The organism is Rivularia sp. PCC 7116, from assembly GCF_000316665.1.
GTDB lineage: Bacteria > Cyanobacteriota > Cyanobacteriia > Cyanobacteriales > Nostocaceae > Rivularia.
The window spans coordinates 3,750,777-3,770,343 of sequence record NC_019678.1 but is presented as its reverse complement, the minus strand read 5'-3'; the positions used below and the strand labels follow the sequence as shown (position 1 = coordinate 3,770,343).

The 19,567-nt window shown below is 39.1% G+C and carries 15 protein-coding genes; 11 read left to right on the top strand and 4 right to left on the bottom strand.

All coding sequences use genetic code 11. From position 1 onward, the window contains the following. Positions 1-17: 17 nt before the first annotated feature. Positions 18-728, bottom strand: coding sequence for a response regulator transcription factor (locus RIV7116_RS14750; RefSeq protein ID WP_015119096.1), 711 nt, complete (start codon positions 726-728; stop codon positions 18-20). A 773-nt stretch (positions 729-1,501) separates the two neighbouring features. Here RIV7116_RS14750 and RIV7116_RS14745 point away from each other — a divergent pair. Further along, entirely contained in the window at positions 1,502-4,243 is a 2,742-nt protein-coding gene (locus tag RIV7116_RS14745; RefSeq protein ID WP_015119095.1) for a cation-transporting P-type ATPase, read from the top strand. On the opposite strand, the gene RIV7116_RS14740 is transcribed toward RIV7116_RS14745, so the two are convergent. Next, entirely contained in the window at positions 4,234-4,767 is a 534-nt protein-coding gene (locus RIV7116_RS14740) for a universal stress protein (protein WP_015119094.1), read from the bottom strand. The two genes, RIV7116_RS14745 and RIV7116_RS14740, sit on opposite strands and share 10 nt — an antisense overlap. 575 nt (positions 4,768-5,342) lie before the next feature. Between RIV7116_RS14740 and RIV7116_RS14735 the strand changes: the two genes are divergently transcribed. Further along, positions 5,343-5,852 carry an outer membrane beta-barrel protein gene (locus RIV7116_RS14735; protein ID WP_015119093.1) on the top strand — a complete coding sequence of 170 codons (510 nt, stop codon included), beginning with the start codon at positions 5,343-5,345 and terminating at the stop codon, positions 5,850-5,852. Positions 5,853-5,949: 97 nt separating this feature from the next. Here RIV7116_RS14735 and RIV7116_RS14730 read toward each other — a convergent pair whose 3' ends face one another. Continuing rightward, complete coding sequence (locus RIV7116_RS14730; protein ID WP_044290953.1) at positions 5,950-6,879, bottom strand: hypothetical protein; 930 nt, start codon at positions 6,877-6,879, stop codon at positions 5,950-5,952. Between the two features lie 271 nt (positions 6,880-7,150). Here RIV7116_RS14730 and RIV7116_RS14725 point away from each other — a divergent pair, with 271 nt between their 5' ends. The 6 genes from RIV7116_RS14725 to RIV7116_RS14700 all read left to right on the top strand — a co-directional run bounded on the left by RIV7116_RS14725 (position 7,151) and on the right by RIV7116_RS14700 (position 13,566). Then, on the top strand, positions 7,151-8,722 hold the full coding sequence (locus RIV7116_RS14725; RefSeq protein ID WP_015119091.1) for a pyruvate kinase: 1,572 nt from the start codon (positions 7,151-7,153) through the stop codon (positions 8,720-8,722). Between the two features lie 143 nt (positions 8,723-8,865). Then, positions 8,866-9,534, top strand: coding sequence for a hypothetical protein (locus RIV7116_RS14720; protein ID WP_015119090.1), 669 nt, complete (start codon positions 8,866-8,868; stop codon positions 9,532-9,534). Between the two features lie 25 nt (positions 9,535-9,559). Then, a complete protein-coding gene (locus RIV7116_RS14715; RefSeq protein WP_015119089.1) occupies positions 9,560-10,186 on the top strand; it encodes a CP12 domain-containing protein in 627 nt (208 codons plus the stop codon). Between the two features lie 318 nt (positions 10,187-10,504). Continuing rightward, positions 10,505-11,401: a polymer-forming cytoskeletal protein gene (locus tag RIV7116_RS14710; RefSeq protein ID WP_015119088.1), complete on the top strand. Its 897-nt coding sequence runs from the start codon at positions 10,505-10,507 to the stop codon at positions 11,399-11,401. A 381-nt stretch (positions 11,402-11,782) separates the two neighbouring features. Continuing rightward, positions 11,783-12,613, top strand: coding sequence for a DUF6544 family protein (locus tag RIV7116_RS14705; RefSeq protein ID WP_015119087.1), 831 nt, complete (start codon positions 11,783-11,785; stop codon positions 12,611-12,613). A 587-nt stretch (positions 12,614-13,200) separates the two neighbouring features. Beyond that, complete coding sequence (locus RIV7116_RS14700) at positions 13,201-13,566, top strand: hypothetical protein (RefSeq protein WP_015119085.1); 366 nt, start codon at positions 13,201-13,203, stop codon at positions 13,564-13,566. A 152-nt stretch (positions 13,567-13,718) separates the two neighbouring features. On the opposite strand, the gene RIV7116_RS14695 is transcribed toward RIV7116_RS14700, so the two are convergent. Further along, a complete protein-coding gene (locus RIV7116_RS14695; protein ID WP_015119084.1) occupies positions 13,719-14,018 on the bottom strand; it encodes a hypothetical protein in 300 nt (99 codons plus the stop codon). 804 nt (positions 14,019-14,822) lie between these two features. Here RIV7116_RS14695 and RIV7116_RS14690 point away from each other — a divergent pair. The 3 genes from RIV7116_RS14690 to RIV7116_RS14680 all read left to right on the top strand — a co-directional run bounded on the left by RIV7116_RS14690 (position 14,823) and on the right by RIV7116_RS14680 (position 19,564). Next, entirely contained in the window at positions 14,823-16,079 is a 1,257-nt protein-coding gene (locus RIV7116_RS14690) for an MgtC/SapB family protein (protein ID WP_015119082.1), read from the top strand. Positions 16,080-16,410: 331 nt separating this feature from the next. Further along, positions 16,411-17,133 carry an ABC transporter ATP-binding protein gene (locus RIV7116_RS14685; RefSeq protein ID WP_015119081.1) on the top strand — a complete coding sequence of 241 codons (723 nt, stop codon included), beginning with the start codon at positions 16,411-16,413 and terminating at the stop codon, positions 17,131-17,133. 37 nt (positions 17,134-17,170) lie between these two features. Further along, entirely contained in the window at positions 17,171-19,564 is a 2,394-nt protein-coding gene (locus RIV7116_RS14680) for an ABC transporter permease (protein WP_015119080.1), read from the top strand. Positions 19,565-19,567 lie beyond the last annotated feature (3 nt).

The following is a 19,567-nucleotide window of genomic DNA, read 5'->3' as shown; positions in this document are numbered from 1 at the left end:
TTAGTTTTATCTCTATATCAATCAATTAAACCTTCTTCTCGGGAACGAATTTCGGTTTGGATTCGCAAATTCTTGCCGCTTTGCTTGCAGTCTTCGGGATATACTCCCAAAACATCCTGAATTTTTGTCCAGTAAGTCCGAACTGCTCGTTCTGATTTATACATTCGGTTGGCAATTTCTTTATCAGTCAAACCATCTTCAAAAGCCAATCGCAAAACATCTACCCATTCGGGTTTGAGTTCGATTCCGGTTTTAATATCTTTGGTATGAGTTGCTCCTATAATCGCCAAATTAACTCGCATCAACATTTCTTCTTCGGGTAATCCTTTATCTGCAATGGCAAATCCGCCTTGATGATTATCAATTTCATGTTTAATGCGGATTAATGCTTTAACATAACTACTTTGGACAATAAAATTTTGGTGGGGATACTCTTTGAGCAAATTACGTAAAAGTTGAATTCCCAAGTCAATTTCTGCCCTTTCTCCTTGGCAATCAGGAATTGACAAATCCATCACAAGCAAATCGAACTGATGGGATTGAATAAAAGAAAGCGTTTCTTGTGCCGTTCGAGCCTTGATGATATTGGCTTTAGGATATTCACGACTTAATACATCAAGAGTACCAGTCAAAATTAATTGATGGTCATCCACAACAAGAATTTCCAGCTTTCTTTCCACTACCAAATCCTCACAAACTTGGGGTTCTTTAAAATTTACCAATACCATATTTTGACTCACATTTATCTAAACTAAAAATTGACTTAAATCGATCGAAATAAATGCTGCTAACTTATTCTCAGACTCCTACATCCCGAATTAAAAAAAGAAGGAGTCATGAATATTGGGTTACGACTCGAATCTCGCGAACATTGTTTAATTAACTAAGTAGGCGAGAAAAATCAAAATACACAATAAAACGTAAAATAACTGTATTTAGCTCGTTCTAGAACCGACTCTACATAGCTTGCTACCTCACTAAAAGTGTAAATATGTAGTATATGCCAAAACTACAGGGACATAGCAGTACTTAAATTGTTACTTTCATTTTAAAGGGAGATCAATCTTGAACCTATGCACAAAAGTGCAAATCTAATAATCAGCACGTAGCTCTGGATATTATACAAAGCCAGGATTAGCACATGTAATTAAATATACTAAAAATTGCTGTATATAGCTAAATAGATTTTTGGAAAGCCTAAAACCACCACTTTAAGTAACTAGAATCCGCACCCCAACCTATCTTGCCTAAGTATGTTGATTGTAACCAACACTACAACAAAACAATCTGCGGAGGATTCCTATATTAAAATTCTTAAGAGGATATAGCTTAGTATTTTTTTAAACATAAATGTGAAGTTTGAAATTGTTACAAATATTGTTAAAATCCTTCATACAAAAATTTCTATGACCTCTATGCGTAAGTTCAATGAATGCATTCAGAATATATAAGCTAACATCAGTTTATAGCTGTAGTTGAACCCGTATGGTTCATCATAAAAATGATGCAAGAACAATTGAAATCTTCTTGTCACTCCCTTTCTGTTCTATCGGCAATTGAACTTTTTAATAGCAATTTAGAAACAGGTTTAACGGCAGAGGAAGTTGCCATCCGATACGAAAAATATGGTTATAATCAACTGCCTCTAAAGCCCCAAAAACCTGCTTGGATAAAATTTTTATTACAGTTTCATCAACCGCTTCTCTACATTTTATTAGTTGCAGGTGCAGTGAAAGCATCTTTGGGTTCTTGGACTAATGCAGCAGTAATATGGGGGGTAACACTGATTAATGCAATCATCGGCTACGTGCAAGAAGCCAAAGCCGAAGGTGCAATCGCTTCACTTGCAAAAGCCATAACTACTGAAACTACAATTTTGCGAGAAGGGCAAACTTTGCGGATACCGTCCCAGGATTTAGTGCCCGGAGATGTGGTATTGCTGACATCGGGAGACAAAGTTCCAGCGGACTTAAGATTGCTCAGAACTCGCAATTTACAAGTTGATGAATCTGCTCTAACGGGGGAATCGCTTCCAGTAGAAAAGTCGGTGCAATGCTTATCGGAGGATACTCCCTTAGCAGAACGGATTAATATGGCTTACGCTGGAAGTTTTGTGACATTTGGGCAGGCTACGGGAATTGTTATTGCTACGGCAGAAGCTACAGAAGTTGGACAGATTTCTCGATCGATGGAGCAGCGGGTTAGCCTCAGTACTCCCCTAACCCGAAAGTTTGAAAAATTCAGTCGCACTCTGCTTTACGTAATCTTGACTCTGGCAACCCTGACTTTCGCTATCGGATTGGGACAGGGTGAATCCTGGACTTATATGTTTGAAGCTGCTGTTGCTCTGGCAGTTAGCGCAATTCCGGAAGGATTACCGGCTGTTGTGACTATTACTTTGGCAATTGGTGTCAACCGTATGGTGCGTCGTCATGCTATTATTCGTAAACTTCCAGCAGTTGAAGCTCTAGGGAGCGCTACCGTTATTTGTTCTGATAAAACCGGAACGCTGACGGAAAATCAAATGACGGTACAGTCTATTTATGTAGTTGGGCAGCATTATCTGGTTAGCGGTAGTGGTTACAGCCCTAAAGGTGAGATTAGTATATCTACCAAAGGCAATATAGCAAGTCCGTTTGAAGATGGTTTACCTTCTGTTCTAGAGGAATGCTTAATGGCTGGGGTACTTTGCAACGACTCCCAATTAAAGCAGGCTGGAGATAATTGGTCAGTCGTGGGCGATCCTACCGAAGGAGCATTAATCGCGGCTGCGGCTAAAGCCGATTTGAGCCAGTCTGGGCTAGCAGCTTCAAAGCCTCGGTTAGATTCGATACCTTTTGAGTCGCAGTATCAATACATGGCGACTTTGCACGATCTTCATCCCCGGACTATTTACGTTAAAGGTTCGGTTGAAGCAGTTTTGAGCCGCTGCTCTGAGATGATGAATCGAGAAAATCAGCTTGTTCCTGTTCAGGAATCAGAAATTGAGCAAGCGGTTCAAGCAATGACACAGAGGGGGCTGCGAGTATTAGCTTTTGCTCGAAAAATAGTAGGTTCTCATCAGCATTCTATAGATCATGATGATATTGCCAGTGGGTTAGTATTCCTAGGATTGCAAGGCATGATTGACCCGCCCCGCCCAGAGGCGATCGCCGCCGTCCACGCCTGTCAGTCTGCCGGAATTCAGGTAAAAATGATTACCGGAGACCACATCGCAACGGCTCGGGCAATTGCTCAACGCATGAATATTCAAAAAGCAGAGCAAGTAATAGCATTTGAGGGACGACAATTAGCAAATATGAGTAAACACGAGCTTGCTCAAACTGTTGAAAATGGAGATGTATTTGCTAGAGTGGCTCCAACTCAAAAACTGCAATTGGTAGAAGCATTGCAGTTAAAAGGAGAAATCGTAGCCATGACTGGAGATGGAGTGAATGATGCTCCAGCCTTAAAACAAGCTGATATCGGTATTGCTATGGGGAAAGGCGGAACCGAAGTAGCGCGAGAAGCCTCCGATATGCTGCTCACCGACGATAACTTTGCTTCGATTAAAGCTGCTGTAGAAGAAGGACGTACCGTTTATCAAAATCTGAGAAAAGCAATTGCGTTTCTTTTACCAGTCAATGGTGGTGAATCAATGACTATTCTGATTAGCGCTTTGCTAGCAAGAGATTTACCGATTCTCTCGCTACAAGTTCTTTGGTTAAACATGATTAATTCCCTCACTATGACTGTTCCCCTAGCTTTTGAACCCAAATCAAACGGTTTAATGCGTCAGCCTCCCCGCAATCCTAAAGAACCTTTAATTACGGGTATATTATTGCGTCGAATTTTGATAGTTTCGCTATTTAATTGGATTCTTATTTTCGGCTTATTTGAGTGGGCAAAATCGACTACAGGAGATATTGCAGTTGCTCGCACAATGGCAATTCAAGCCTTGGTTGCTGCTCGTATCATTTATCTTTTAAGCATTAGTCAATTAGGGATTACGATTATCAACTATATAGGTAGAAAATCCACATCCGTTACAAATGCACCAATTTTAATTCTAGGTATATTTGGTGCTGTTGTTCTACAAATAGTATTCAGTCAATGGAATGTGATGAACGTATTGTTTGAAACAGCACCGCTAAATCTAAATCAATGGTTAATTTGTTTGCTGCCAATGCTACCAATGATACCATTGGCAATCTTTGTCAATTTTATTGACCAACCTCAAACAAAACCTGTCAATCATCGCTGAACATCATCTGAAAGAATCGCTCTTTGTACAGTTAATACCGAACAAGGTGCATGGTGAATTACATAATTACTTACGCTACCTAAAAACAATTCAGTCAAACCACGATGACCTCGACGACCAATTACAATGATATCAGCATTCCAGCTACGAGCCATATCGCAAATCATTTTACTTGCTTCGCCTACATTCAGAGTAAATTCAGCTTTCACACCGGAATAAGCCGCTGATTCACACAGAGAACTCAGCCAGTTTTTTTTACCTTGCTTAAATTCTTCCCAAACCTTCAAACTTTTTTTTTGAGCTTCATTGTGCAATTCTGAATCAAGAATAGTTGATTCCATAAACAAAGGGTCAAAATATGGCTCATTATCGTATAAAGATATAGCATGTAAAAACATTAAACTTCCATTAGTTGCCTTTGCCAAAGATACAGCTTCATCAACAACGTGCTGAGTCATATCCGAATCGTCAATCGAAACCAAAATTTGATTAAACATATTAATTGGTAATTGGGCATTGGGCATTGGGCATTGAGAATAGAACAGCAAGTTAGGAGTGGTTACAATACTGCTCGGTTAAGGAATTGGATACAATGGTTAGATCCCCCAAACCCCCGCTAAATTGAGGGCTTAGTTCCCTCCTTTTTAAGGAGGGTTAGGGAGGATCTCCTCTTAACCGAGCAGTATTAGGGGTGATTAAGGTTAAAGGTTAAAATAATCTTTGTTCTCATCACCCCATCATCCCTCTACCCACTCTTCTCCCTCCCTTCGCCCACCTCTTTACAGTGGGAACCGAACCGTAAACGCATTTTCCTAAGTTTGATTTATAGACAAATAATTTGAGGAAGTTGTGAGGAACTAGAAAGCCGCATTTGATTTTTGTTAATACCACGACTAGTGCTATTTGATGATTAAGTTTTATGTACTCACAAGTTTCTCAAGTTTTCTCGTTAGCTTATAAGTAGATAGAAAGTAAATACATCAATTAATAGTAAATATTCTTTTCTATCGCATCGAAAATGTAGAACAAAGCCTACATTAAGATAAATATTTGAATAGATATAGCTAAGAATTAACTTAGTTTATATCAGGAGGATAATATGAAATTTGTTAATTTAGCAATTAGTCTATTTGCTGCAACTTCCGTTATTTTTTCAGGCGGAATTGCTACTGCTCAAACAGGTATGGATGGTAGTTATATCGGTGTTGGTATTGCAGGAGGTGTTACCAGCGGTGGGCAAGGAAACGATGGTGAAGTATTTGGTGGAAATGTTCAAGGACGTTATGCAATCCCTGAAACTCCAATTTCTGCTAGAGGTGCGCTTTTATTTGGTGGCGATGCTGCGGCAATTATGCCTATGCTAACTATCGATTCACCTATTGCTGACAATACTAATATTTACTTCGGCGCTGGTTATTCATGGATTACAGACGAAGGCGACAACACCCCTCTGGGTAATAGAAATGCGGCTGTAATTACTGTTGGAGCAGAATCTGAAATTAGCGATCGCCTTATCGTCTACGGTGATGCAAAATGGGGTATTGATGCCTATGAAAATAGCTCTGCTGATGCTGTTAGTCTTCAAGGAGGATTGGGTTATCGGTTCTAAATAATGAGTTGTTTAGTTTGGTGTTTGCTTATGAATCAATTAGGAGTGCGGCTGGCTAAAAGCCAGTCGCACTTTAATGTTCGTTCGCAGAATAATCTTAAACCTCACTGGGTATTTCAACGTTTTCTTTAATAACCCGCCAGCCAGTTTGAGAACCCATTTTACCGGCTTTCAGGAACATCCAACAGCCACGTTGATAAGAACTTTTACCCGCTTCGCATCTTGGTTTTACGCCAATCAAATCTTCTACTTCTTCGGTTGTTAGTACCCAAGCATTAGCTTGAGCGCGTTCCAATATGTCCATATACCAAAGTGGATTTGATGGTTGCAGTCTTGAAAACACGATATCTTCAAGATTTCTCAATGATTCTGCTATTTCTGCAAGGCTTTCATCAATCCACTGCTTTGTAGAATTATCTAGTGTTGGTTCTTTTTCTACAGTATCGGGATTTTCTTGAGGAATCGCTACCGGCTGATTGAATTTTTCAAAGTTTACAAAATGATTATTATCTAAGCCAGTCAAAGAAACATCTTTCTGTAAATTGGCTTTAAAGTTATCAACTGGGACTAAATTGCGACCAATTTCCGCAGCTAAATTACTTAAAAAACGAGCAGCTTCTGCTTCATCGCGTGTTGCCATTTGAGCCGCTACTTGTTTCATCATTTTGACTAAACTAGCGTCAATTAAGTGTTCGTTGGCTGCTAATATGTCTACTTCCGAACCACTTGGACAATCTAATAAAGCTTGAACCAGCTTAAGATAAGCTCGGGATTTTTCGTCAGTACTTTGATGATGAACCGCTTCTTCAAATAGGTGATTTATTTGCTTTGACCAATGTTGCAAATACTTTGATGCATCTGCTTTTCCCTCTCCTGCCATTTGTACTGCAAGATGTTCGAGTAATTTTACAAACTCAGGAGTAACTAATTGCTCGTTGCGTTCTAATAATGTCCACTCTTCCCCGTGAGGACAAATTAATAGTTGTTGAGCTAATTGTAAGTAAGCTTCGAGATGTTGTTGTGTCATTTTCATAGTGAATTTTTATTATTAATATTTGGATGAATGTCTAAATTATGAAGACTCCGTGGGTAAGCCCTAAAACTAAAAACGGTTTTTATCGCTCAACCTCAATCAGATGCCCTTGTGCTAATTACTCCTGTATTTTTCTACAATTCCGTTCTAGAGAAAAAAAATGAGGAACTTGTGAGCGTATCGAGATAGCAGCATAATGACCTCACAAGTTTCTCAAATTTGTTTTATATAAGTAAATATAATAAAAGTATTAGGAGATAGTCTAATGTTGAGCGCCCAAAACCATTGTGTTGAGAATCAATCCAGAGATTTAGACGACCCTCAAGTATTACTTGCTACCCTTCAAGAGATTCGCCAATCGGTATATGAGAAAGGACAAGAAATTTTTTCTCAATGGGAACCCTATATTCAACGCTACTCTTTTATCAAAAGTGCTGAAAATCTAGCGTATTATTTAGCTTTACGCCATCACGATTTACGTACCTTGCAAGCAGCCTTAACACCTTGGGGACTATCATCTTTGGGCAGAATAGAAGCAAGAGTATTACCTAATTTAGATGCAGTAATTGCTACTTTGGGTAATATCTGCCAGGTTGAGCCGGATTCGCTCCCAAATCGTCCTTCAATACATTCTTTTTTGGAAGGAGACTATCTTCTTAAAAATAATACAGAAGATGTTTTAGGAAAAATTTATAATCAGCGCTGGGTGAGAATTATGGCGACTTTACCCACAAACAGTTGTGTTAACTATAAAGATGTTAAGGAATTACTTCGTAAAGGTACAAATTGCGTGCGAATCAACTGCGCTCGTGATTCGGTAGAAACTTGGGAAGCGATAATTTCTCATGTTCGTCGAGCAGAAGCCCAAACCGGACAACGTTGTAAAATAATGATGGAGTTAGCTGGAGCAAAACCTCGGATTAAACGTATTGTTGCTCCTTATGGTTATAAACACATATTTCCCGGTGATTGTTTATTTTTACGACGTGAATTAGCTGAATTTGAATCGCAAAATGATTCTAATTTGTTGAGAAGGCGATGTTGGCAGGCAACAATCACTATTCCATCTATCATTGATAAGTTGGAAATAGGAGCCAATGTTTGGATTGATGACGGACGTATTGGCGGCTATGTTGAATGTTTAATGCCGGAAGGGGTAGTAATAAAAATTACTCATGCCAAAGATAAAGGAGAAAAAATTTCTGCCGATAAAGGACTCAACTTTCCTGATACTTCGTTCAAATTAAGTCCCCTTACTGACAAGGATAAACAGGATTTGGACTTTATTGTTACCCATGCCGATATCGTCGCATATTCCTTTGTGCAAGAAGTAGCAGATGTCGAACTTTTACAACAAGAATTAAATGCTCGTCAACGTAAACCTTCGCATCGCGAAATCGCATTAGTAGCAAAAATTGAAACTTCTCAAGCGATTAAGAATCTTCCCGAGTTAATTGTTCGTGCTGCGGGGAAACAACCTTTTGGAGTAATGATTGCTCGCGGCGATTTAGCAGTAGAAATTGGTTATCAACGGTTAGTAGAAATGCAAGAGGAAATACTTTGGCTATGCGAAGCCGCTCATATTCCAGTAATTTGGGCTACACAAGTACTAGAACAATTTGTCAAAAAAGCAACTCCGTCTCGCGCCGAAATGACTGATGCAGCGATGGCTGAAAGGGCAGAATGTGTAATGTTGAATAAGGGACGTTATCAAATCCGAGCTGTCACTATATTAGATGATGTGCTCAAAAGAATGCAGGAACATCAATCGAAAAAGACATCTCAATTACGCGCTTTGCACTCGTGGACATTTGACGGAATAATTCCGCACTCGTAATTTTGATTCCGAATGAATTGGATGCTCACAAGTTCCTCAAATTATTCATATATAACAAAAACATAGCAATTTGGAGGTTAAATCTGAAATTAAACCGATAAAAGTTTAATTTTCACAGCCAAGCTAATAGCCTGCCTGAGTGGATGAAAAATATCATGCACAAGCATTATCGTCTCAAGGAAAACAATAGCTTGAAGTTATGGGAACGATGGGTACTCGCTAGTACAATCGCTCAAATTATAGGCTGGATTGTAATTGCCTATTTTAGTCAAGCAACAAATGAGTTCGTTAATGAAAATACGTACAAAGTATTGCTGTTAGTGGGGACTGTGGAAGGATTGGCATTGGGATTCGCTCAATGGTTAGTTTTACGACGCTATATCCGATACGCAAGCTATTGGATTTTCTTTACAATAGCCGGAGTGCTTATATCCTGGTTTATGGGATTGACGATAAGCGCTGTCATCGGGCTTTTTTATGTAGCCAACTTCTATCAAGAGATGACAACATTGGTTGAAAAAGTGGCTTTACTAGGTGCTGCTGTAGGAACTGTAATTGGGTATGCTCAATGGCTAATTCTTAAAACTGTAAATAAGCAAGCAATTTGGTGGGTAACTGCTAATGCTTTGGCTTGGTCATTAGGACTTGTAGTCGCGTTTTTCGGCGCAGGAATAAATAAATCATCCGGATTTAGTCTTTATCCATCTTTTGTTACGGTCGCTACAGGTGCAGTGATGGGAATTATGATTAGTTCGATTACAGGTATCGTTTTGGTTTGGCTGTTAAAGCCGCGTTTGAGACATTATTATTGAAAATGCAATACCACGGAGATGGATTATGTTGAGAGCAGCAGACATTATGACTACAGATGTTGCTACTGTTCGCGGTTCCGCAACTGTGGAACAAGCAGTTAAATTAATGCAAGCAAGAGAATGGCACGCATTAATTGTAGAACGTCGTCACGACCAAGATGCATACGGAATTATTACAGAAGCCGATATAGTTTATAAAGTAATTGCTTTTGGTAAAGACCCCGCTAAAGTGCGCGTCTACGAAATCATGAGTAAACCCTGTATAGTAGTCAACCCTGATTTGGGTGTAGAATACGTAGCGCGTTTATTTGCCGAACATCGCTTACTTAGGGCACCTGTAATTCAAGGAAAATTACTAGGTATAATTTCACTTGTCGATATCATCAATGAAAGTCAGTTTATCGAATCACCTCGGCTGACTATATTAGAACAAGAACTTCAAGATGCAATTCAACAAGCTCGTGCTACTTGCAGTCAAACATCTCCAGGCTCGGAAGAATGTATTATTGCTTGGGATATTGTTGACAAACTGCAAGCAGAAATTGCACACCAGGAAGCAAAGAAAATTTCTAAAACAGCCTTTGAAGAGTATTGTGAGGAATTTCCAGAAGCTACGAAAAATCGGATGTATGATACCTGGTGTAGTGGGTAATCAGTAAGCTAGTAGTCTATCTAACAACCTAACTAAGCCTTGGTTAGGGCAGGGAGGGGGAGGAGGGGCAGAATTATTTATTCTAATGGGTAGATAAATTTTTCAACTCTCCTCTTTATTCTTTTACTCTGCTTTCTCTGCGCCTATTAGGGTTATATTATCTAAGCCACCATAACTAATATTGCATTTCATTAATTCTGAAGGGTGGATGAGAAACATAAAAAATTATTCTTCCCCCTCTTGCCCATCTACCCCCTCTACCCCCTCTACCTAAAGGGCTTGATCGAAATTAAAACAGACATGAATTAGGTATCAGCCATGAATTACTTAAGAAAAAGCTGGTTAAATTTAGTATTAATATCAATCTTAAGCGCTATTCTATTTGCACCAATTTTTTCGACAATAGCTTTTGCACAAGCTGATATTGATATTAATAACGATAATATTATTCGTTTAGGCGGTGATGTCAGAGTTATTAAGAATACAGTTATCGATAATGCTCATGCTATCGGGGGAGATGTAACGATTGAAGAAGGTGCCAGAGTCAGACAAACAGCGATCGCTATTGATGGGGATGTAATTTTACAAAAAAATGCCCGCGTTGATGGTGATGCTTATGCAGTCGCAGGTGAAGTTATAACTGAAGAAGGGGCTACTATTGCTGGTTCTTCTGGTACGCTGAGTGGATGGGGAGTATACGGTACAAAAAGAAGAGGAATTAATAGCTTTTTAGTTCGCTATTTCTTTGGTAGTGCTTTTCATATTTTGAAAATTGCCATAGGCGCGATTTGTGGTGTTTTAATTATTAAATGGCGACCCAATTTTTTACACTCCATAGCAGCTACTGTTAATCAATATCCCTTACAAAGTGGGTTGTGGGGTTTATGTGGTTTGTTTGCCATAATTGTATCAATAATTTTGCTAACACTGACATTAATTGGAATTCCGTTATTACCCTTAGTTGGTTTGATGACTTATGTTGCAGTCATAATCGGAACTCTAGGTGTAGCTGAATGGCTGGGAGAAAAAACGTTGAAAAATAGAGAAAAAACCCCAGTACAGCAATTTATTTTAGGAATGCTGATTTTAGGTTTAATCGGTTTAATTCCGTTGTTAGGTGGATTAATGATGTCGGTAGCGAATATTTTCGGTTTTGGTGCATTATTGTTTTTGCTATTAGATAATAGTCGCGATACAAGAGTGCTGGGTAATTGAAAATAATCGTAAACACTTTAACGTCTGCACGGGCTAAATTCGGCGCATCTTTATAAATAAGTAACTAAACAAAATTAATTACACATTGTCCGAAGCCAGTGAAACGTTAGCGTTCACGAAGTGAGTCGTTAGACTAAGCGTCTCCCGGAGGGAGATAGCAACCGCAAGGGCTGGGATTACTACCCTTCGGAAACACATAAAGGTGAACGCACAGCGAATAATGACGGTAAATATTTTTGTTAACCTACTTAGGTTAGGACTTACGCAAAAGTAACTAACTGCAAATCTTAGTTGCGTAAGTCCTGATAAAGAAAAGGTATTACTTATTCATAATAAACAATGACAACTGAATTGACTTAAATTGAGGAAGATGAGGTTAAAATGGTTATCAAAATTTTACTCATCATTGCTGCTCTATTTGCTTTCTCGTCAATCGCTTTTTACATCAAATTCTTATCAGAGCGTCAGGAAGTAAATACAATTTGGCATTTGTTAGAAACTAAAACAAGTAATAATACTTTCACTACAGAAATGATTGCAGAATTACCGCAACCCGTACAGCGTTACTTTCTCCACGCAATTGAACAGGGGACTCCCTTGGCTAACTCTGTAAAATTAAACATGAATGGTAGTTTTAGGCTATCTGCCGATAAACCTTGGCTACCTATGCAAGCTGAACAAATTATTCGTGCATTCAAAGGATTTGTTTGGAAAGCCAAGATTGGTAGCGGTTTAATGAAATTTATTGGTAGTGATTATTGCTTTTATAATTTTGCTCGAATGCGATTTTCGATATGGGGAATCATTCCTGTTATAAATGCCCACAATCAAGATATTACTCGCTCTGCTATTGGTAGACTAGCGGGAGAATCTTTCTGGCTACCTTCAGCTTTATTGCCGCAAAATGGTGTAGTTTGGCAAGCTATTGATAATAATACTATCGAAGCCAGCATGAAAGTTGATGGCGAGTCTGTAAATTTGACTTTTACTATCGACTCAGACGGTAAGCTGTTAAAAGTCTCTGTACTGCGTTGGGGAGATAAAACAGAGGATGGTAGCCATACTTATATTACCTTCGGCGGAGAAGTTTTAGAAGAAAAGACATTTGCAGGATTTACAATTCCTTCTCAAATTACCGCAGGCTGGTGGTTTGGTACGGATAAATACTTTAATTTCTTTCGTGCAAATATTGAAAAAGCTGAATTTTGTTAAATTCTTATACCATTTCTTTATAAAGATGCGCCTAATTTAGCCCGCGTAGGCGGGCTTAGTTTCAGTAGCCCCAGCCTTCCAGGCTGAGGGCGATTAAGCGCAGCCTCATACAGAATTGGTATTAGATAGTTTCTTCACAACTTTCTCATTATTTTGTCTTACTGTTGAAATATAGATAAGTCTTGGTAGTTCAACAATTAGAAATTGCCGGATGAGCGTAAGGGAGAAAAAATGTTTATTCTCTTTATTTTCCAGGGCTTTGTTGAATTTCCAGACTACTAGCTTAAATCTTTATCAAATGGGATTTAAATGCTGATTACTCAATTAAATTTATCCTCATGGAGGTATACATATGATAAACATATTAATTTTTATATTCAAAAATCGCGAGAATAAAACTTTGCTGCCTGCAAAGGATTTGACTTTCTCTTCCAGACTAATTAAAGATGGTGCGTTGGTTCCTATAAAGGTGGATTATTGTGAATGAATTAAAAATCATATGACTTAAAGGTTGCATAGTTGAAATCATAGTTAAATTATGCAACACCATTTTTCAAATACTCCCAACGGAGGTGTTTGAGGTGAAAATGATATATAAAATTCAAAAAAAACTTCTATTTTCTACATCTATTATAGGAAGTTTGTTGTTAATAAGTTTAATTACAAGCTGTTCTTCGAGTACTCCATCAGACGAAATTCCTCCAGTCGCTGAAGTCAGTGAGTTTACAAACCAAATTTCTCAAATAATTAGGCGTGACAATAGGGAAATTTATCTCAATAACGTCAAAAAAAGTCTTTATAAAGAAGGAGGTATTACTCAGTCAATCATTGAGTCAAATCAAAGAAAAAACCACGTAATGACGTTAGATGAATTAATTTTTCTGATTCAATCTTGTGAATATGAAAATAAACAAGCTTGTGAGTTTATTAAATCTCGACAAAATCAGTTTTAATTTGCGCCCGTTTTTCTGCTTGAGACAGATAATCCTTCTACGCTAGTACGACTAAAGTATCTAAGTGAGAAGGATTTTCCAAATATTATTTAAGAATAACTGGTTAGCCAATCACCTGCTATTATTTGATAATGATTTAGGTTTAATAAAAATTAAATAAAACTCATTAATACAAGATAGAAGGCTATTAAGATAACCAGTATATAGTTAACCCAAAATGTTTCCTTGTCTTCTTCTACCGGTTCAACCTTAGAATTATCATTCTGATTTAACCATTCTTGAAAATGATTTGTTGTTTGATTGGATTTAGATTCTTCATTAGCAATATTTTGTTTGATTCCTCCAATTTCGTGGTCTATTTCTAAAAGCTGCTTCCGTAAATCTTGAATTTCGCTTTTGATTTTTTGTAGTTTATAGATTTCTGCGGGTGAATATTTAGATTGTGTTTTCATCTTATGTCCAGGTTGATATTACTCAGTAGAAAAATCAGTTACTTTTTTTGCTCGTCAACATACAGCATATTTTGTGTTGGTGAAGTACATTCCCACGGCAGAGATGCCCCGTAAGCCGCACATAAGAACACCCAAAGGGTGCTTTGGCGGGAAGTTCATCCCCCCGCTTGTTGTTCTCTCCACCCTACAAGATTTTTAAAATATAGCTCTGTACCTTATTTCGGTGCAAAGTGCTGTATGTTACGGAGTAATTGTTTGAGCAGTCAAAGCATTAACCCCGCTTCTATTTAGGATAAAGATAAAATATGAGGAAGCTGTGAGGGAATATTGGTGAGTGGAGTCAAAAATGTTTGCTGGCTATTATTAGCATATCGATTTCAGTCGCTCTCAGAAGACGGCAACTTGGCAAGGAATGAACAACTTCGCCAAAAAAAAGCTAAATTTCTGCTGAATAAGCTGTTGCGTATTTAATCCCCTCTCTTGCCTCACGCGGCAATTTTGATTTGCTAGAGTATCAGGCAAATAGCAAAGAAATATTAACATAAAGCTTTATTTAAGCTATCTGTAGTAGAGAATAAAGATATAGGCAGCTATTAGTTCTGAAAAACCTCAAAGCGTACTATAAAGCTGTGATGGAGGTGAAACCATGTTTGATATTTCTGTAATCGATGTCATTAAATACACGGCTATCAGATTAGGGATAGTGATTATATTTGTCTTGCTTGCGTTAGCTGTAACTACTATCCCAGTGTTTTAAACAATGACTTTTCAAAACATCAAATTGAGAATTTGATTGGTTATGGGATGAATACCACAACTACATTACGATTGGCGATCGCCCTTGCTGTAGGTCTAATTATCGGCATGGAACGCGGTTGGCAAAGTAGAGACACTCCCCAAGGTTCTCGGACTGCGGGAGTCAGAAGCTTTACTTTCGTCGGGCTTTTTGGTGGGTTATCGGCACTTTTAGCAGGTAAATTCGGAGCAAATATTCTCGCGGTAACGTTTCTGGGGCTGGTATTAATAGTAGCTTTTTCCTATCGAATCAGCGCTAAGGGTTCTCAAGATTTCGGCATCACCACAGAACTATCGCTGCTGATTGCCTTTATTTTAGGAGCATTAGCGGGTATTGGACTGGAAGGAGAAGCGGTTGCTAGTGCTGTAATTGTAGCTGCACTATTAGGATACAAGCAAGAAATACACTCAATTCTCAATCAACTACAGCGGCGAGAGCTAATTGCTACACTGCAACTATTAATAGTGGCTGTTGTAGCGCTTCCACTACTGCCAAATCTTAATATTGGTCCTTGGGAAGCACTCAACCCTAGAACAATTGGTTGGATAGTACTGTTAATTGCAGGTATTTCCTATATTGGTTACTTTGCAATGCGAATTGTTGGTAGTCGCGTTGGTTTATTAGCAACTGCGGTAATTGGCGGATTAGTTTCATCAACTGCGGTGACATTAGCTTATGCAAGAATAGCTCAGAAAAAACAAGGTAGCTTAGCTTTGCTAGGAGCGGGTATTTCTCTTGCAGGCGGGATTATGGCTGTAAGGCTATTGATTGAAATCGGAATTGTTAATCCTTCTTTGGTTCCCTTACTAATAATTCCTGTTGGATTGCTGGCAATTGTTCCTCTGATTGCGGCAGCAATAATCGCAACTCGAACGACTCAAAACATATCATCAGCAGAAGTGAAGTTGAGAAATCCTGTTGAGTTAGGAGCTGCTTTAGGTTTTGCTGCGGTTTTGAGTGTTTTATCTGTACTTGTACGTGCTGCTCAAAATTTATTTGGCAATACAGGTATATACATACTTTCAGGAATATCGGGAATTGCTGATGTTGATACCGTAAGTTTATCTTTAGCTCAGGCTACTCATGAAAATTTGTCCCTTGAGATTGCTGCTACAGGAATTCTAATTGCTGCAATGGCAAATACTTTATTCAAAGCGCTGCTAGCAACATTTATCGGTGGATGGTTGTTAGGTAGGTGGTGCGCGACGATTTTGTTGAGTGCTTTGAGTTTAAGTTTAATTGCGGCGTTTATGGTGCGTGGCTAATATTGTTTATTAATGCTTTGAAGATTGCATTTAAATGCCTTGAAATCAATTTCTCTGCGAGAAAGCCTCCGGCTTACAAGGCTCATACACAAAGTACGTTAAAGCGCACTAAAACCCTTACCCAGTCTGATTTATCAGACTTTGTATGTTAGCCTGGGAATTTATTCCAAGGTGGTTGTTGCGAATGGTGCAAGATTATGACTTAACGGTCGCGCTTTGATAAAATACTTTATTGGAAGCAACGCCAAAGTTCAAATTTTCTCCTGACAACTTCCTCAGATTTTTTGATTAATTTTTGAATAGACTACTAAAACCTGGCAGTATAAACAGTATGATTGCAAATGCTCCAGCAAAAGCCATTTTTCAAATCCAGGAAATTACTAAAGTTTACCGTATGGGTGAGGTGGAAGTAAAAGCGCTAAACTCGGTTAACCTAAATCTGTATGAAGGGGAATTAGTAGTTTTATTAGGTCCTTCGGGAAGCGGTAAGTCAACTTTACTTAATATTATCGGTGGCTTAGATATACCTTCAAACGGTCATGTTTTCTTTCATCAACGAGATTTAACTCACGCGAACGATACAATACTGACTCGCTTTCGTCGCGAATGCGTTGGCTTTATTTTTCAATTTTACAATCTTATACCCAGTCTTACGGCACGGGAGAATGTTGCCCTTGTTACCGAAATTGCCTCAAATCCCATGCGTCCAGAACAAGCATTAGAATTAGTCGGTTTAGAAGAAAGATTAAATCATTTCCCCTCACAGATGTCCGGAGGAGAACAACAAAGAGTGGCGATCGCCCGCGCTATAGCCAAACGTCCGGAAGTACTGCTATGCGACGAACCAACTGGGGCGCTTGACTTTCAGACGGGCAAGTTAGTCTTATCAGCCCTCGAAAGAGTCAACCGCGAACTCGGAACTACAACCGCAGTAATTACTCATAATGCTGGTATTGCAGCAATGGCTGACAGGGTAATAACTATGCGTAGTGGCGAGATTACAAGTATTCATTGTAACGAGGTAAAGCTAGAGCCTGAAGAATTGGAATGGTAATTTTCAATTATCAATTTTCAAGGAAAAAATATTGACAATGAAAGCAATCGACAAAAAACTATTACGAGATATCTTACACTGGCGCGGTCAAATCATCGCCATTGTGTTGGTTGTTGCTTGTGGAATCGCTAGCTTTGTCAGTATGTTGAGTGCTTATGAATCGTTACAGCTTTCTCAAGCTACTTACTATAATAACTACCGTTTTGCTGATGTTTTTGTGCAGTTAAAACGCGCACCAGAAACCCTCGCCAGAAAGATTGAAGATATTCCGGGGGTTGCACAAATACAAACAAGGGTTGTGGTTGATGTAACCCTTGATGTTCCCGAACTCACAGAACCGGCTACCGGGAGATTGGTGTCGATTCCAGAACGGCGATCGCCTACGGCGGATGGTAACGCAGCTTCGCCAATGTTAAATGACTTATATATTCGTCAAGGACGCTACATCGAACCAGGTAGAAATAATGAGGTTTTAGTCAGCGAAGCTTTTGCCAAAGCAAATAATCTCAAATTAGGGGATAAACTCGGTGCGGTAATCAACGCACGCTGGCAGGAATTACAAATTGTCGGGATAGCGCTTTCACCAGAATACGTTTATGCAATTCGCGGTACGGGGGATATTTTTCCAAATGACCAACTTTTCGGCATTCTGTGGATGGGAAGGGAAGCTTTGGGAACGGCTTTTAATATGGATGGGGCATTTAATGATGTCGCATTAACTTTAAGTAAAAGAGCTAATTCCCAAGAGGTTATTTTTCGACTCGATAAGCTTTTGGAACAATATGGTGGTTTTGGCGCTTACGGTAAAGAAGACCAAATTTCCAACCGTTTTTTATCGGAAGAAATTACTCAGCTTCAGGGAACTGCAACTTTTGTGCCCACAATTTTTCTAGGTATCGCGGCATTTTTGCTGCATATGCTGCTTTCTCGTTTAGTTAATACCCAGCGCGAACAAATTGCGGTACTCAAAGCTTTTGGTTATAACAATCTCAATATTGGTTTTCACTATCTCAAATTTGTCTTAGTTATCGTATTTTGCGGTGCATTTCTCGGTACGGCTTTGGGTTTGTGGTTTGGTGTGGCTGTAACTGAGAATTACACTAATTTTTTCAACTTTCCTTTGTTACGCTACAAAGCAAGCATAGGTTTGGTGTCGGGAGCAATTTTAATTAGCGGTGGCTCGGGTATATTTGGTGCTTTTGTCTCAGTCAAGCAAGCCGTTTCGCTACCGCCAGCAGAAGCGATGCGTCCCGAACCACCAGCCCGATTTAAAGCTACGATTGTAGAAAAATTAGGACTGCAAAAGTTACTTTCTCCCGGTACTAGGATAATTTTACGCAATATCGAACGCAAACCTTTCCAAGCTTTATTTTCAACTTTAGGAATAGCCTTAGCCATTGCCATTTTAGTCGTCGGTCGTTATTTTAGCGATGTCATGGTATATATGGTTGACGTACAGTTCCGCAACGTCCAGCGCGAGGATGTCACCATCGTATTTAACGAACCGCGTCCGGCGCGGGTAAAGTATGAAGTCGAACATCTCCCCGGTGTTATCTACGCCGAACCATTCCGCAGCGTACCAGCCAGACTGCGTTTTGAGCATCGCACCTACCGCAGCGCTGTGACGGGAATTGCACCCCAAGCCGAGTTACGCCGTTTAGTTAATAGCAATCTCAATACCGTATCTTTACCATCAAATGGAGTTGTATTGACAACACAACTAGCAAAAATCTTAGGTGTAAAAGTAGGCGATTTATTAACTGTAGAAGTATTAGAATCAGCCAGACCGATTCGCAAAGTAGAAGTTGTAGGACAAGTTGACGAATTATTAGGCATGTCTGCATATATGGATATTGGAGCGCTAAATCGATTAATGCAGGAAGGGGGAAGTATTTCGGGAGCATATTTGATGGTTGACGAAAGCTATATCAATCGTCTCTATGCTTTACTCAAACAAACCCCCGCAGTAGCTGGTGTCTCTATCCGCAAAACTGCAATTGAAAAATTTCAGGAAACTATTGCTGGAAGCTTGAGCATTTTTACGACTGTATTAGTGATATTTGCAAGTATTATTGCTTTTGGAGTCGTTTATAATGCTGCCCGAATTGCCCTTTCCGAACGCAGTCGGGAACTAGCAACGCTAAGAATTATCGGATTTACTCAAGATGAAATAGCTTTTATTTTGTTGGGAGAACAAGCTGTAATTATTTTATTAGCAATTCCGATGGGATTTATGTTGGGTTTTGGTTTGTGTGCTTTGATGTCTAGTGCTTATCAATCAGAACTTTACCGGCTTCCTTTGGTTGTTACTAATGCCAGCTATGGGTTTGCATTTATTGTGATTTTGGTGACTGCGATTATTTCCGGGTTGATAGTTCGCCGTCAGTTAAAGAGTTTGGATTTGATTGCAGTTTTGAAAACGAAGGAATAGCTT